The 13,591-nt window shown below is 68.5% G+C and carries 11 protein-coding genes, 1 tRNA gene and 5 pseudogenes; 10 read left to right on the forward strand and 7 right to left on the reverse strand.

Annotated elements, in window-relative coordinates:
- Window positions 1-16: 16 nt before the first annotated feature.
- Window positions 17-874 (reverse strand): annotated as a pseudogene (locus ACPYIS_RS11220) (transposase); the annotation flags it as partial.
- Window positions 875-1,052: 178 nt separating this feature from the next.
- On the opposite strand from ACPYIS_RS11220, the gene ACPYIS_RS11225 reads away from it, so the two are divergent.
- The 7 genes and pseudogenes from ACPYIS_RS11225 to ACPYIS_RS11255 form a co-directional block, all read left to right on the forward strand.
- On the forward strand, window positions 1,053-1,316 hold the full coding sequence (locus ACPYIS_RS11225) for a helix-turn-helix transcriptional regulator (RefSeq protein WP_424894687.1): 264 nt from the start codon (window positions 1,053-1,055) through the stop codon (window positions 1,314-1,316).
- 11 nt (window positions 1,317-1,327) lie between these two features.
- Window positions 1,328-1,807, forward strand: coding sequence for a hypothetical protein (locus ACPYIS_RS11230; protein WP_424894686.1), 480 nt, complete (start codon window positions 1,328-1,330; stop codon window positions 1,805-1,807).
- Window positions 1,808-1,810: 3 nt separating this feature from the next.
- Window positions 1,811-2,584 (forward strand): BRO-N domain-containing protein, encoded by a 774-nt coding sequence (locus ACPYIS_RS11235; RefSeq protein ID WP_424894685.1) that lies wholly within the window; start codon window positions 1,811-1,813, stop codon window positions 2,582-2,584.
- Entirely contained in the window at window positions 2,584-3,414 is an 831-nt protein-coding gene (locus ACPYIS_RS11240; protein ID WP_425974116.1) for an ATP-binding protein, read from the forward strand. Before ACPYIS_RS11235 ends, ACPYIS_RS11240 begins: the two co-directional genes overlap by 1 nt.
- A gap of 3 nt (window positions 3,415-3,417) precedes the next feature.
- Window positions 3,418-4,044 (forward strand): hypothetical protein, encoded by a 627-nt coding sequence (locus ACPYIS_RS11245; protein ID WP_425973590.1) that lies wholly within the window; start codon window positions 3,418-3,420, stop codon window positions 4,042-4,044.
- Window positions 4,045-4,055: 11 nt separating this feature from the next.
- Window positions 4,056-4,571 carry a DUF6511 domain-containing protein gene (locus ACPYIS_RS11250; protein WP_217105352.1) on the forward strand — a complete coding sequence of 172 codons (516 nt, stop codon included), beginning with the start codon at window positions 4,056-4,058 and terminating at the stop codon, window positions 4,569-4,571.
- Window positions 4,568-4,933: pseudogene (locus tag ACPYIS_RS11255) on the forward strand (hypothetical protein); the annotation flags it as partial. The gene ACPYIS_RS11250 and the pseudogene ACPYIS_RS11255, both read left to right, overlap by 4 nt.
- Window positions 4,934-4,984: 51 nt before the next feature.
- On the opposite strand, the pseudogene ACPYIS_RS11260 reads toward ACPYIS_RS11255, so the two are convergent.
- The 5 genes and pseudogenes from ACPYIS_RS11260 to ACPYIS_RS11280 form a co-directional block, all read right to left on the reverse strand.
- A pseudogene (locus ACPYIS_RS11260) lies at window positions 4,985-6,052 on the reverse strand (SurA N-terminal domain-containing protein); the annotation flags it as partial.
- A gap of 144 nt (window positions 6,053-6,196) precedes the next feature.
- Window positions 6,197-6,272: transfer RNA gene (locus tag ACPYIS_RS11265), tRNA-Val, on the reverse strand.
- A gap of 28 nt (window positions 6,273-6,300) precedes the next feature.
- Window positions 6,301-6,573 carry an HU family DNA-binding protein gene (locus ACPYIS_RS11270; RefSeq protein WP_424859171.1) on the reverse strand — a complete coding sequence of 91 codons (273 nt, stop codon included), beginning with the start codon at window positions 6,571-6,573 and terminating at the stop codon, window positions 6,301-6,303.
- Window positions 6,574-6,754: 181 nt separating this feature from the next.
- On the reverse strand, window positions 6,755-7,327 hold the full coding sequence (pgsA, locus tag ACPYIS_RS11275) for a CDP-diacylglycerol--glycerol-3-phosphate 3-phosphatidyltransferase (RefSeq protein ID WP_424860194.1): 573 nt from the start codon (window positions 7,325-7,327) through the stop codon (window positions 6,755-6,757).
- A gap of 57 nt (window positions 7,328-7,384) precedes the next feature.
- A pseudogene (locus ACPYIS_RS11280) lies at window positions 7,385-8,977 on the reverse strand (putative bifunctional diguanylate cyclase/phosphodiesterase); the annotation flags it as partial.
- Between ACPYIS_RS11280 and ACPYIS_RS11285 the strand changes: the two are divergent.
- Window positions 8,976-9,305: a hypothetical protein gene (locus ACPYIS_RS11285; protein WP_424859170.1), complete on the forward strand. Its 330-nt coding sequence runs from the start codon at window positions 8,976-8,978 to the stop codon at window positions 9,303-9,305. The pseudogene ACPYIS_RS11280 and the gene ACPYIS_RS11285 overlap by 2 nt on opposite strands.
- Here ACPYIS_RS11285 and ACPYIS_RS11290 read toward each other — a convergent pair.
- Complete coding sequence (locus tag ACPYIS_RS11290) at window positions 9,290-10,240, reverse strand: LysR family transcriptional regulator (protein WP_424859169.1); 951 nt, start codon at window positions 10,238-10,240, stop codon at window positions 9,290-9,292. The two genes, ACPYIS_RS11285 and ACPYIS_RS11290, sit on opposite strands and share 16 nt — an antisense overlap.
- A 99-nt stretch (window positions 10,241-10,339) precedes the next feature.
- On the opposite strand from ACPYIS_RS11290, the pseudogene ACPYIS_RS11295 reads away from it, so the two are divergent.
- Window positions 10,340-11,387 (forward strand): annotated as a pseudogene (locus ACPYIS_RS11295) (IS30 family transposase).
- Between the two features lie 100 nt (window positions 11,388-11,487).
- Window positions 11,488-13,491, forward strand: a complete 2,004-nt coding sequence (locus ACPYIS_RS11300) for an alkyl/aryl-sulfatase (RefSeq protein ID WP_425973592.1) — start codon at window positions 11,488-11,490, stop codon at window positions 13,489-13,491.
- Window positions 13,492-13,591 lie beyond the last annotated feature (100 nt).

Here is a 13,591-nt window from a genome sequence, read left to right on the forward strand (position 1 = left end):
AGTGGCCGGCACCTCGTCACGCGGCCGGCGGCGGGGCGCGCGCTGCGGGCCGGTAGTGCGCTTGCTCCAGCGCGCCGTGCTTCTCGAAGTGGGCGAGGATGGCGCGGATGGCGGTGGGTTCCTCGATGCTGGCGACGATCCGTACCGCGCCGCCGCAGTGGGCGCAGGTGGTGATGTCGATGGAAAAGACCCGCTTGAGCCGTTGCGCCCAGCTCATCGCACGGCGCTTCTGCTCGGGGCTGCGCGGCTCGTCGTGGGCGCTGACGTCCACCGGCACTGCATCGCTCGCAGGCCGCCTGCCGCGCCCCGAGGGCGTCAGCTGCGCGCGCAGATTCGCGTTCGGGGCGAATACGCCGTGGAAGCGGGTGAGATGCGCGCGTGGCGGCGGGACCAGTGCCGCCAGCTTGGCGATGAAGTCCACCGCATCCCATTCGACATGCGTGGTCCCATTGCGCCACGGCGTCTTGAGCTGATACCGCACCCTACCCTGCGATGAGATCGATAGCCGCTGCTCGCTGATCGCCGGGCGCGTGATGTAGCGGCACAGCTTTTCGAGCTTGTGGCTCTCGTGTGCTTCCGCGGCCACGCCGGCATGCAGCGAGAAGCCGCCGACCTTGCCGGCGTCGCCGTCCAGAGAACCCGCATCACCGGGTAGCGTTTTCAGGGTGACGACCTTGCGGCCAGCGTCGCGACCGGTGGCGATGCGGTAGGTGATCGAACTCATCCGCAGCGCGTCCATGCCGTCGTCGCTACCCGCGCTGTCGGACAGAAACACGGATTCGTCCTCGCCTTCCAGCCAGCCTTTGCGCGTCAGGTGCCGGCACACGCGATGCGCGATGGTGCCGGCCAGTTCCGTCAGTTGCGCCGATGTGGGCCGCTGACCATCCCCCTGTCCCCAAGAACGGCGAGCCGCGTGCTCGCCGTTTTGGCATGGACGCGTGCGGATTGGCGAACCCGAAGTTTGCGCGTGGTTCGCCATTGCGTCCCTCGTATGTTCGCCACCCGAAGCCTGCAATGACACCTGTTCCTCAACAGCGTCATAGGAGGCTTCCATGCCGACAACGGCAAGCACCATCACCCGGTCGCCGGTCGATGCGATCAACAGCCTGTCTCCCGGCGACCGTCGGGTCCTCAACGAGAACGAGCTCGCGCAGCGCTGGGGCCTGAGCCCCAAGACCCTGCAGCGCTGGCGCAGCGAAGGGCGGGGCCCGCGCTACCTGAAGCTGTCCAAGCGCGTCGGCTACCCCCTGGAGTCGGTCATCGAGTTCGAGCGTGGCGCCCTGCACGACTCGACCTCCGAGCGCGCGGCGCGCTGAAGGGGGATGCGATGAGCGATTTGACCCTCTACCCCGCCGACATCGCCGCGATGTCCGTCGGCCAGCTCGCCGCGCTTCCGCCCGCCCAGAAGGCGGAGATCAGCCGCCACCTGGACGAAGCGCTCGCCTGGCTCAAGCAAGCCCGCGCGAAGTTCGACGCCGCGCTGGAGGCCGCCTACGGCGAGCAGGCCCGTGCTGCACGCCTCGAGGCCGGCAAGGACTTCGGCGTCGTGCACCTGAACGACGGACCGCTGCGCGTGACGGTCGATGTCCCGAAGCGCGTGTCCTGGGACCAGGTGCAACTGGCCGCCATCGCCCGGCGCATCGCCGCCGCCGGCGAGAAGGTCGAGGACTACCTGGACGTCGAGTACTCCGTCTCGGAATCGCGCTTCTCCAACTGGCCGCCGGCACTGCGCGCCGGGTTCGAGGCCGCCCGCACCGTCAAGCCCGGCAAGCCCACGTTCCGGCTGGCCCTCGTCTCGGAGGAGTGATCCATGAGCACCGAACTGATCCCGTTTGATTTCGAAGGCCGTCCGGTCCGGGTCGTCACGGATGCCCAAGGCGAACCGTGGTTCGTCGCGGCGGATGTGTGCGCGGTTCTTGAACTGCCGAACACCACCCGCGCCCTGGCGCGACTGGACCCTGACGAGCAAGCCCTGATCTCAATTCAGGGCATCTCGCGCGGCAATGACCAGGTCAACGTCGTCAACGAGCCCGGCCTCTACAGCCTGGTGCTGGGTAGCCGCAAGCGCGAGGCCAAGCACTTCAAGCGCTGGGTGACACACGAGGTGCTGCCGGCGATCCGCAAGACGGGCAGCTACACGGTGCCAAGTGCACGCCCGGCACTGCCCGCGCCCACCCAGGACCGCGTCACCGCCCTCCTGCTGATCGGCGAGGCCGTGGCCAAGGTGCCGGGGGTCAAACCCGGCATCGCGATGGCGGCCACGCTCACCTGCATCCAGGAGAACACGGGCCTGGCGGTCGAGACGCTGCGCCGCGCCCTTCCTGCCAGGGACACCGCCGCGAACGAGGCGATCTGCTCGCTCAACGCCACCCAGCTCGGCAGGCTGCTCGGCCTGTCGGCCAAGGCCACCAACCAGCGTCTGGCCGCGCACGGCCTGCAGTTGCGCAACGAACGCGACGAGTGGGAACTGACCGAGGCCGGCGAGGCCTGGGCCGAGGCGATGCCTTACTCCCGCAACGGGCACTCCGGCTACCAGATCCTCTGGAACCCCGCCGTCGCTGAAGTGCTGAAGGAGGTGGCGTGATGGCCCTCCCCATCATCACCGCCGACCAGCGGCTGCGCGAGAAGCAGGGCGTGAAGCTCGTGCTTCTAGGCAAGAGCGGCATCGGCAAGACCAGCCAGTTGAAGACCCTGCCCGAAGCCTCGACCCTGTTCGTCGACCTCGAGGCCGGGGATCTGGCCGTCAAGGACTGGCGCGGCGACTGCGTGCGCCCGAGCACCTGGCCGGAGTTCCGCGATCTCGTGGTGTTCCTCGCCGGCCCGAACCCGGCGCTGCCCGCCGACGCGCCGTTCTCCGAGGCGCACTACCGGCATGTGTGCGAGCGCTACGGCGATCCCGGTCAACTCGCCAAGTACGACACCTACTTCGTCGACTCGATCACGGTACTCGCGCGCCTGGCGCTCGTCTGGGCCAAGACCCAGCCGCAGGCCTACAGCGAGCGCACCGGCAAGCCCGACACCCGGGGCGCCTACGGCCTGCTCGGCTCGGAACTCATCGGGGCGCTGACCCACCTGCAGCACGCGCGCGGCAAGCACGTGGTGTTCGTGGCCATCCTCGACGAGCGCCTGGACGACTTCAACCGCAAGGTCTTCGTGCCGCAGATCGAGGGCGCCAAGACCGCGGCGGAACTGCCCGGCATCGTCGATGAAGTCGTCACCTTGGCCGAGATCAAGGCCGAGGACGGCTCGTCCTACCGCGCCTTCGTCTGCCACACGGTGAACCCCTACGGCGTCCCGGCCAAGGACCGCTCCGGCCAGCTCGAGTTGCTGGAGCCGCCGAACCTGCGCGCGCTGATCGACAAGTGCGCCGCCGCCACTCGAATCCCGCCATCCCCCACTGCATCCCAGGAGTAAGCCATGACCCATTGGTCCGATTTCAACGACGCCGAACAGCAGCAGCACTTCGACCTGATCCCCAAGGGCACGCTCGCCCGCGTGCGCATGACCCTCAAGCCCGGGGGCTTTGATGACCCGGCCCAGGGTTGGACCGGCGGCTACGCCACGCAGAGCTTTGAAACTGGCTCGGTGTATCTGGCGGCCGAGTTCGTGGTGCTGGAGGGCGAGTACGCCCGGCGCAAGCTGTGGTCGAACATCGGCTTGCACAGCGCGAAGGGCCCGGCCTGGGGCCAGATGGGGCGCAGCTTCGTGCGCGCCGTGCTCAATTCCGCCCGCAATGTCCATCCCCAGGACATGAGCCCGCAGGCCGCCGCCGCGCGTCGCATCCAGGGCTTCCACGAGCTCGACGGCATCGAGTTTGCGGCCCGCATCGACGTCGAGAAGGACGGCCGCGGCGAGTTGAAGAACGTCATCCGAAACGCCGTCGAGCCCGACCACCCGGACTACGCCCGCCTGATGGGGCTGCCGCCGAAGAACCCCGGCAGTGGTTCCACCGGCGCACCCGCCGCAGCAACCCCGCCGCGCACGACGCCGCCCGTCAACCCGCAACGCCCCGCCGTGCCGGGCAAGCCGGCCTGGGCGCAGTGAGAGGAGGGTCAGTGAAGTGTTGGGTCTGCAAACGACAGGCGCGCGGCTACGGCCACTCGGACCTTCGGCATCCGGTGGGCGATGCCCGGCGCTATCCGATCGACTGGGTGTTCTGCTCGCGGCGTTGCCAGCAGGTGTTTCATGCGCTCTACGGCCACTGGCTGCGCGTGCAGGAAGGACACACGCCCAAGACGGAGGTGGCCATGATCGATCCGTCTGACGTCGAACTGGCCGCGATGAAGAAGTGCCTCAAGGCCTTCGGCGCGGCGGCAGAACGCATCGGCTTCGACAAGCCGCTGGGCGACTACTCCGAGGCCGAGGCGCTCCAGGTGATCGACGCCATCGTCACCTGCTACACGGAGGCGATGGTCGAGCACCACGAAGCGACCAAGTACCCGCCGGTGCGGGGCTTGAAAGACCCGGTGTCCGACCCGTTCGCCGACCTCGAGGACGATCTGCCGTGGGAGGAGCCGAAGGCTCAAGCGCAGACGGCACGCACGGCAGCACCCAAGGAGGCGCGGCGATGATGGACTTCAACGCCTCCAAGAGCCTGTCGGGTCAGATCACGGCGCTGATCGACGCCGGGCTGCAGCAGTCTCGCGCGGCGCAGCCTCGCCGCACCTACCTGGGCGCCTCGCGCCTCGGGGTCGCCTGCGAGCGCGCGCTGCAGTACGAGTTTGCCGACGCCCCGGTCGATCCGGGTCGCGAGACCGACGGCCGCCTGCTGCGCGTCTTCGATCGCGGCCACGTCATCGAGGACTGCATGGTCGGATGGCTGCGCGCGGCGGGCTTCGAGTTGCGCACGCGCGACGACGCGGGGGAGCAATTCGGCTTCTCGGCGCTCGACGGGCGCCTGCAGGGCCACGTCGATGGGGTGCTCGTCGCCGCGCACGCCGGTGAGCTGGATGATGTGGTAGCCGAATTCGGTCTCCACCACGTCGCTGATCTGCCCGGGCTTGAGGGCGAAGGCAGCCTCCTCGAAGCGCTTGGTCATGGCCTCGCGGCCGAACCAGTCCAGGTCGCCGCCGTTGGGTGCGGAGCCGACGTCGTCGGAGTTCTTCCTGGCCAGCTCGGCAAAGGAGGCCGGCGCCTTGCGGGCCTGCTCCAGCAGCGACTCGGCCTTGGCCTGCGCGGCCTGGCGCTGCTGCGGCGTGGCTGACGAATCCACCTTGACGAGGATGTGGCTGGCACGGCGCTCCTCGGGCGAGGCGAAGCGGGCGGCGTTCTGCTCGTAGTAGGCCTTGACGTCCTCGGCCGCGAGCTTGATGCCGCTCTTGAGCGAGGCCTGGTCCAGCACCAAGTACTCCACCCTGGCCTGCTCGGGCGCCTGGAACTGCGCGGCATGGGCCGGGGCGTCGTAGTAGGCGCGCAGCTGGGCCTCGGTGGGCTGCACCTGGGCCGCGAAGGGCTGGGCGTCGATGCGGGCGATCTGCACCTCGCGGCGCTGGAAGACGGCGTCTAGCGCAACGCGGCTGGCGGCCTGCGGCACCATGCCGGTGTCGGCGATGCCGGCCAGCACCTGACGCAGCGAGTACTGCTGGCGCAGCAGGGCCTCGATGGTCAGCGGGTCGCGGCCCTCGGCGGCCAGCAGCTCGGTGTTCCACTTGCCGTCGGGCTTGATGTAGGGAGCGACCTGCGGGTCGGAGACGATCAGGCGAGCCAGGCGCGCATCGGGCGTGACCAGGCGCAGGTCCTGCGCCGCATGCAGCAGCACGCGCTGGCGGATGAGGTCGTCGAGCACGCGCTGCTTGAAGGCGGGCGTGTCGAAGAAGGCCGCGCCGATGCCGGGCATCTGCTGGCGCACCACGTCGGCCTGCTGGCGCAGCGCGTTGTCGAACTCCGACTGCGTGATCGGCTGGCCGGCCACGTGGGCCAGGCCCTTGTCCTTGCTGCGGAACTGCAGGAAGCCCTCCAGTCCGCCCAGGACGAATGACACCGCGATCAGGGCCAGCAGGACGAACATCACGACCTGCACCACTCGCGTCTTGTTGCGCACGAAACTGAACATCGGAGGACCTCACACGTGCCGCTGGAGGCGCACGCCTGGCTCAAGAAGTAGCGAAGGCGAACCGGGGTCCGCCTTGCCTGGAGAGGCCCGCTGGAGGGGCCTGGGCCACCGACCTTGCCGCCGCCCCGCCGCTGCTGCGGGGCCTGGTGGGTGCTGACGGGATCGAACCGCCGACCTACGCCTTGTAAGGGCGCCGCTCTACCAGCTGAGCTAAGCACCCGGCCGAAACCGGTGACGAAAACAAGAGATCAGTTCAGCGCGTCCTTGAGCGCCTTGCCCGGACGGAACTTGGGGATCTTGGCCGACTTGATCTTGACCGGATCGCCGGTGCGCGGGTTGCGGCCGGTGCGCGCGGCGCGCTTGGTCACGGCAAAGGTGCCGAAGCCGACCAGCGACACGCTGCCGCCCTTCTTCAGCGTGACCTTCACGCCGCCGATCACGGCGTCCAGCGCGCGCGCGGCGGCCGCCTTGGAAATGTCGGCCTGCTTGGCAATGTGTTCGATCAGCTCGGACTTGTTCACGAAGAAACCCTCTTTGGACACCGCGCGGGGCGCGCGGCTACGACTTGAACGGAGTTGCGCACCGGTGTGCGGGCCGCACGTGACGGCACAGGACGGCCGGTTGCGGGCGCAAATGCGGCGCCGATTCTATGCCGCCGTGCCTGGCCCGCTTGCCCTGGGAAGCTGGCCGGTATCCGCCGCTTTAGCGACCGGCCGCGGAGCGGCGGATGGCCGGCAGCGCGCGCTGCAGGTAATAGACCATGGACCAGATGGTCAGCACCGCGGCGATGACCAGCAGCACCGTGCCCCAGGCGCGCGTGTCGATCGCGCCGGCCAGACGGCCGTCGTAGAGCAGGAAGGTGATGGCCACCATCTGCGCGGCCGTCTTCACCTTGCCCAGCATGTGCACCGCCACGCTGGCCGACGCGCCGATCTGCGCCATCCACTCGCGCAGGGCCGAGATGGCGATCTCGCGGCCGACGATGATCAGCGCCAGGATGGCATGCACGCGGCCGAGCTGCACCAGGATCAGCAGCGACGCGCAGACGAGGAACTTGTCGGCCACCGGGTCCAGGAAGGCGCCGAAGGACGAGGTCTGGTTGAGCCGGCGCGCCAGCCAGCCGTCCAGCCAGTCGGTGAAGGCCACCACGATGAAGAGCACCGTGGCGATCAGGTTGGCATGGGCGGCGGGCAGGTCGAGCGCATAGATGCCGACGATGAGCGGGATGGCGACGATGCGCGCCCAGGTCAGCAGCGTGGGCAGATTGAAGAACAGCAACTGGCGCAGCGTGGCGTTTTCCTTGCTGACCTGACCGACCATGGTCGTGCCTTCGGTCACCTCGAACTCGAGGTCGGCGGCGGTGAGGCCGTGGCGTTGCAAGGTTTCCTGCAGGTCCTCGACCAGGGCCTTGTCGGCCAGTTGCCGCATCGAGACGTCGAGGCTGACGTAAGGCAGCACCAGGCCCTCCTTGCGCAGGTTCACGAGGTCTTCACAGACCAGGCCGATGACGTGCTTGCCCAGCGGCACGATGAGGCCGCTCTGTTCGGCGATCGACATGAACTCATCCGGCGGGATCAGGCCACGCACCGGGTGACGCCAGCGCACCATGGCTTCCACACCACGGATCTGGTCCTTGCCGTCGAACTGCGGCTGGTAGACCAGGAAGAACTGGCGTGCATCGATGGCCTGCTTGAGCTCACCCTGGATCTGGGCGCGGCTGCGGGCCGAGTCTTCCATGGACTCGTGATAGAACACCAGCCTCCCGCGGCCGGCGCGCTTGGCCTCGTACATGGCCAGGTCGGCGCGGTGCAGCATCTCGCCCACCGTCAGCGTGCCTCGCTTGATCATGTAGGCCCCGATGCTCAGGCCCACCCATTCCTTGACATCGTCGATGGGAATGGGCTTGGAGACCTGCTCGATGAGCACGCGGCAGATGGTTTCGATGTTGCCCTTCGAGGACACATCGGTGATCAGGGCGGCGAACTCGTCACCCCCCAGGCGACCGATCAGCACCCCGCCACCCAGGGTGTAGCGCAGGCGTTGCGAGACGGTGCGCAGCACGGTGTCGCCGGCGATGTGGCCATAGGTGTCGTTGATGAGCTTGAAGCGGTCGAGGTCGAAGTACATCAGGCAGCCATCGACTTCAAGGGCGCTGAGGTTCTCGGCCTCGTTGTGGCGCTTGAGGGCGGCCTCGAAGGCCACACGGTTGAGCAGGCCCGTGAGCGCATCGCGCTCGTTGGACTTGGGCCCTCCCCCTGGGGCGGCGCCCTCGGCCGGCGCCGACGCCTGGCTGGTGGCCGACGAGGCCCGCGAGGTGCGCACCCGGGCAAAGGCCAGCAACACCCCGACCATGAGCACCAGACAGGCAACGGCCTGCTCGGCCGCGGCCAGCCAGGTGGCCCCCAAGGCAAAGCCCACCCGAACGGCGTCTTCCGGTCGCGAAAGCGAAGGCACGGCTGTGCACAGGGTGGTCAGGCTGAAGCCCGTCGCGCAGGCCGTGGCGCCGTCGCGGGCAAAAAGCGTTTCGCACTGCCCCGGGGTGTTGGCAGGGCAATGGGCCACCGACTGCACCGACACCTGCGGCTCGACGGCGGCGGCGACCACCGGTTGCGTGACAGACGTCACACCCTGGGCGGCATCGACCAGGTTGACCACGGCAGCGCCCACCGCTCGGGCCTGTCGTTGTGCGTCCAGCCAGCGCAAGCCCGTCAGGAGCAGACAGAACACCACGGTCAGCACCACGGTCACGCGCGTGGCGCGCAACCAACCGCGCTTGACGGCCGGATCGAGCAAAACCGGGGCGGCCGGCGCAGCGGGCTCGGCAGAGGGGGTGGGGGTCGGTTCAGAAGCCATGGGTGGATATCGGCCCAGGCTGGCGGCAAATTGAGGGCAGGTGGGCCACGGGGTGGTACAAATTCGCCCCATGCCTGCTCCCCCGCCCGACCTCGCCTTCCTGAGTTTCGACGCCAGCACCGACACGGACGGCGTGCACACCTTCGACGCCCTGGCGTCGACCTCGGCCGAGCGCCACGCCGAGGTGCACGCCGAGGCGCAGGCGGTGCTGGCCTGGGCCGAGCGGCGTTTCCCGGATGGCCCGGGCGACCTCGACGACGGCGCGAGCTGGTGCCACGACCTGCAGGTCAGCCAAGAGAGCAACTGGGTGACGGTGAGCCTGTCGTTGAGCGGCACCGAGGCCTTCGGGGCGGCGTTCACCCGCGCCTTCGGTGGCGCCATCGGTCAAGGCGACGAGTGAGCCCAGGCCGAGGCCCCTTGCAAGGCCTCATCGTGCGCGTGCAGCAAGGCCACGAATTTCTCGCCGGCCCCGCCCAGCACCCGCCCCCGCAACCAGGCCGCGCCAAACCGCACGGTCGGCGTCAAGCCGGGAATGGGCAGGCTCACCAGCCGACCTGAACGCAGGTCCTCGTCAACCATGAAACGCGGCATGAAGGACAAGGCATCGCTTTGCTGCAGCACCGCGCGCAGGATGCCCGAGCTGTCGCAGGTCACGCCCAGCAAACCGGGCCGCAGGCGCTCGGCCGGCACCCCTGCGGTCTGCGCCAGGGCCAGCAGTGTCTGCAAGGCGTCGTCGGGCAGGTGGGGTCCGGCCAGGGGCCAGTCGAACAGGTCGGCGGCACGCAGCCGGGGCCGACGCGTCAACGGGTGGTCGGCCCGGGCGACGACACACACCGCATGCGTGCTCAGGGGCGCGCATTCGAAATCGGGCAGCTGCTCGATCTCGCGCAGTTCACCGAGCACCACGTCGACTTCGCGGGCGCGGGCGCGCTCGGGCAGCTCCCGCCAGGGGGCGAGCACGAGCTTGAGTTGCAGACCCGGGTGCTGCGCATTCAGCCGACCCACCACCGGGCCGACCAGCACCGAGCCCCCCCAGGGGCCCACGCCCACCCTCAGCTCCCCCAGCGCCAGGCCTTTGGCCAGGCGCAGCTCGCGGTCGAGGTCGCGGACCTGGCACTCAAGCTCGCTGGCATGGCGCAGCATCAGCCGCCCCAGTTCAGTGGGCTCCACCCCTGTGCGGTGACGCATCAGCAGCGGCGCACCGACGTGAGCCTCTAGCGCCTGGATGCTTCTCGACAAGGCTGGCTGGGTCAGATGCAAGGCCTCCGCCGCGCGATGGAAATTGCCATGCTGAACCAACGCGGTGAGGTGGCGCAGGCGTTTGAGATCAATCACGATGCACTCCACTCATCAATAGAATGAGAATAATGGGCGGAGTCAATAATCAAGTGCAACACCCCTGATCTTCCTTGCACCTGACCCTGCCGCCGACCCATGGGAACCCACTACCAGCACCTGAGCGCCGAAGAGCGCGCCACCATCATGATCATGCTGCAGCAGGGCTGCTCGGCTCGCAGCATTGCCCGCACGCTGCAACGCTCGCCGTCGACGGTGACGCGCGAGATCCGGCGAGCGCTGGACTGGCCGCAGCGCTTGGCCTTCGTGCCGGCGAGCAGCGGCACCTACGATGCGCGCGCGGCTGGTGCGCGCGCCTGCGTGATGCGGCTCAAGCGCCGCCGCCCCAAGCTGCGCCAGGATGGGGTGCTCTTCGGCGTGGTGCATCACTTCCTGCTGGAGGGCTGGTCGCCGTCTCAGATTGCCGGCACACTTGAGGCGCATGTGGCCCGACGATCTGGATCGCCGCGTCTCGCACGAGACCATCTACAACTGCATCTACGCGATGCCGCGCGGTGAGCTGCGCAAGGAGCTCATCGCCTGCCTGCGGCGTGCGCAGGCCAAGCGTATGCCCCGGTCTCGAGGTCAGGACCGGCGCGGTCAGCTGCCCGAGGCCGTCAGCATCCACCTGCGTCCGCCCGAGGCCAACGATCGGGCCTTTCCTGGGCACTGGGAAGGCGACCTCCTCAAAGGGGCGGCCAACCGCTCGGCGGTGGGCGTGTTGGTGGAGCGCAGCTCGCGTCTGGTGATGCTGGCCAAACTCAAGGACGCCACCGCAGCCTCGGCCCTGGAGGGCTTCACCGCCAAGCTGCGCAAGATGCCCAAGCCGATGCGCAAGACCCTGACCTACGACCGCGGCAAGGAAATGGCGCGCCACCCGGAGCTGTCTGAGGCCACCGGCATCCGGGTCTACTTCTGCGACCCGCGCAGTCCGTGGCAGCGGGGCAGTTGCGAGAATATCAACGGCCTGCTGCGCCAGTACCTGCCCAAGGGCACGGACCTGTCGGTCTACAGCCAGGAGGAGCTTGATGCGATCGCCGACCGGCTCAACAACCGCCCGCGTGCCATCCACGGCTTCTACCCTCCGATCGCCGTCTACCAGGCCATGCTGCAGAAGCTCACCCAAGCCAGCAGCTCCCTTCAGTGATTCCACCGTTGCACTTGGTGCTTGACACCGCCATGCATTTGACACATGATTGAGCATGACCCAGGATGCCGACTGACTCGTCACATCTTTGGAGACATACATGGCGCTTCGATCCTGCACCCTGCCCGTCAGCTTGCTCGCTGGCCTTTGCTTGATCACGGCTGGCTGCAGCTCCTCCGACACCACCTCCGGTACGGCATCCATCTCATCGACTGGCCCGGTGCACCCGGCTGTGCAGCGCGCGCAAGCCGAGGTGGCGCAGCAGCTCCGACACGCCGACGCCAGCGACTTCGACGACGCCCGACGCGGCTTCATCGCGGCCCCCAGCGGCCAGGTGCGCAACGAAGCCGGCCAGGTCATCTGGGACTACGACGCTTTTGCCTTCCTGCAGGCCGAGGCTGCGCCGGACAGTGTCAACCCCAGCCTGTGGCGCCAGGCCCGGCTCAACAACCAGACGGGGCTTTTCAAGGTGCGCGAAGGCATCTGGCAGCTGCGCGGCTTCGACCTCTCCAACATCACGCTGATCCAGGGCCAGACGGGCTGGATCGTGGTCGACACCGGCACCTCGCGCGAAACCGCTGCGGCGGCGTTGGCCTTCGCGCGCCAGCACCTGGGCGCGCAGCAGGTCTCGGCGGTGATCTACACGCACAGCCACGTCGACCACTTCGGTGGCGTGCTGGGCGTGATCTCGGCCGAGGAGGCCAAGGCCCGCAACGTGCCCATCGTGGCGCCGGCCGGCTTCATGGAAGAGGCCACCAGAGAGAACGTGCTGATGGGCACGGCCATGGCCCGCCGCGCCATGTACATGTACGGCAGCCGCCTGCCGGCCAACGCCACCGGCGTGGTCGACAACGGCCTGGGCAAGGCCGTGCCGTTCGGGCGCGTCGGCATCCTGCCGCCCACGCTGCTGGTGCACAAGCCCAGGGAAGAGCACGTGATCGACGGCGTGCGCTTCGTGTTCTTCAACGTGCCGGGCAGCGAGGCGCCTTCGGAGTTCACCTTCGCCTTGCCTGACCTGAAGGCCTACTGCGGCGCAGAGCTGATGGGCCACACGCTGCACAACCTCTACACGCTGCGCGGCGCCAAGGTGCGCGACGCCACGCGCTGGGCCGGCTACCTGAACGAGGCGCTGGCGCAGGTGCAAGGCAGCGAGGTGGTCTTCACCCAGCACCACTGGCCGGTGTGGGGCGCCGAGCGCATCCGCCGCTTCATCGAGCACCAGCGCGACGCCTACCAGTTCATCCACGACCAGACGGTGCGCGGCATGAACGCGGGCCTGACCGCGCCTGAAATCGCCGAGACCCTGAAGATGCCAACCGCCTTGCAGCAAGACTTCGCGGTGCGCGGCTACTACGGCACCGTCAAGCACAACGTCAAGGCCGTGTACCAGTACTACCTGGGCTGGTACGACGCTCACCCGGCCAACCTGGACCCGCTGCCGCCGGTTGAAGCGGCCAAGCGCTACGTGGCGCTGGCCGGCGGGGCCGATGCGCTGCGCGCCGCCGCGCAGAAGGCCTTTGACGCGGGCGACTTCCGTTGGTCGGCCGAGCTGCTCAAGCATGCCGTTTATGCCGACCCGAAGGACACCGCCTCGCGCGAGCTGCTGGCGCGCAGCTTCGAGCAACTGGGCTACCTGGCCGAGTCGGCGTCGTGGCGCAACGTGTACCTCAGCGGCGCGCTGGAGCTGCGCGACGGCCCGCCCACGCAGGCGCAGTCGCGCGTGGCGTTTGCCGACCTGCTGCAGCACACGCCCATCGAGCGTTTTCTGGAATCGATGGCCGCCTCGCTGAACGCCGAGAAAGCGGGCGACGGCAAGCTGACGATCAAGATGGTCTTCTCTGACCTGAAGCAGGCCTACGTGCTGCGCGTGGCCAACGGCGTGCTGCGCCACGAGGCCATCGACCCCGCCAAGCCGGTGGCCGATGCCGACGCCACGCTCACGGTCACGCACCCCTTCTTCATCCGCATGGTCACGGGCCAGGCCGGCGCGATGGCGCTGCTGACCTCGAATGAAACGAGCATCGATGGCAGCCGCCTGGCGCTGGGGCGCTTCTTCGGATTGCTGGACAAGCCGACGGGGGTGTTCCCGATCGTCACGCGGTGAGTGCCCCGCTGATCAAGCCGGGGTGATCGGCACCACGCCGCGCGCGGCGCATAGGAATTTCAAACGGCCTCTGGCCTGCCTCTGGCCTCTGGAAAGCCCG

This window comes from Tepidimonas sp. HKU78 (assembly GCF_049860815.1).
GTDB lineage: Bacteria > Pseudomonadota > Gammaproteobacteria > Burkholderiales > Burkholderiaceae_C > Tepidimonas.

Bases quoted from the DNA above. Each gene is read 5' to 3' on its own strand.
- ACPYIS_RS11225 (WP_424894687.1), top strand. From the start codon at position 1,053: ATGCCGACAACGGCAAGCACCATCACCCGGTCGCCGGTCGATGCGATC.
- ACPYIS_RS11230 (WP_424894686.1), top strand. From the start codon at position 1,328: ATGAGCGATTTGACCCTCTACCCCGCCGACATCGCCGCGATGTCCGTC.
- ACPYIS_RS11235 (WP_424894685.1), top strand. From the start codon at position 1,811: ATGAGCACCGAACTGATCCCGTTTGATTTCGAAGGCCGTCCGGTCCGG.
- ACPYIS_RS11240 (WP_425974116.1), top strand. From the start codon at position 2,584: ATGGCCCTCCCCATCATCACCGCCGACCAGCGGCTGCGCGAGAAGCAG.
- ACPYIS_RS11245 (WP_425973590.1), top strand. From the start codon at position 3,418: ATGACCCATTGGTCCGATTTCAACGACGCCGAACAGCAGCAGCACTTC.
- ACPYIS_RS11285 (WP_424859170.1), top strand. From the start codon at position 8,976: ATGCCTGCTCCCCCGCCCGACCTCGCCTTCCTGAGTTTCGACGCCAGC.
- ACPYIS_RS11300 (WP_425973592.1), top strand. From the start codon at position 11,488: ATGGCGCTTCGATCCTGCACCCTGCCCGTCAGCTTGCTCGCTGGCCTT.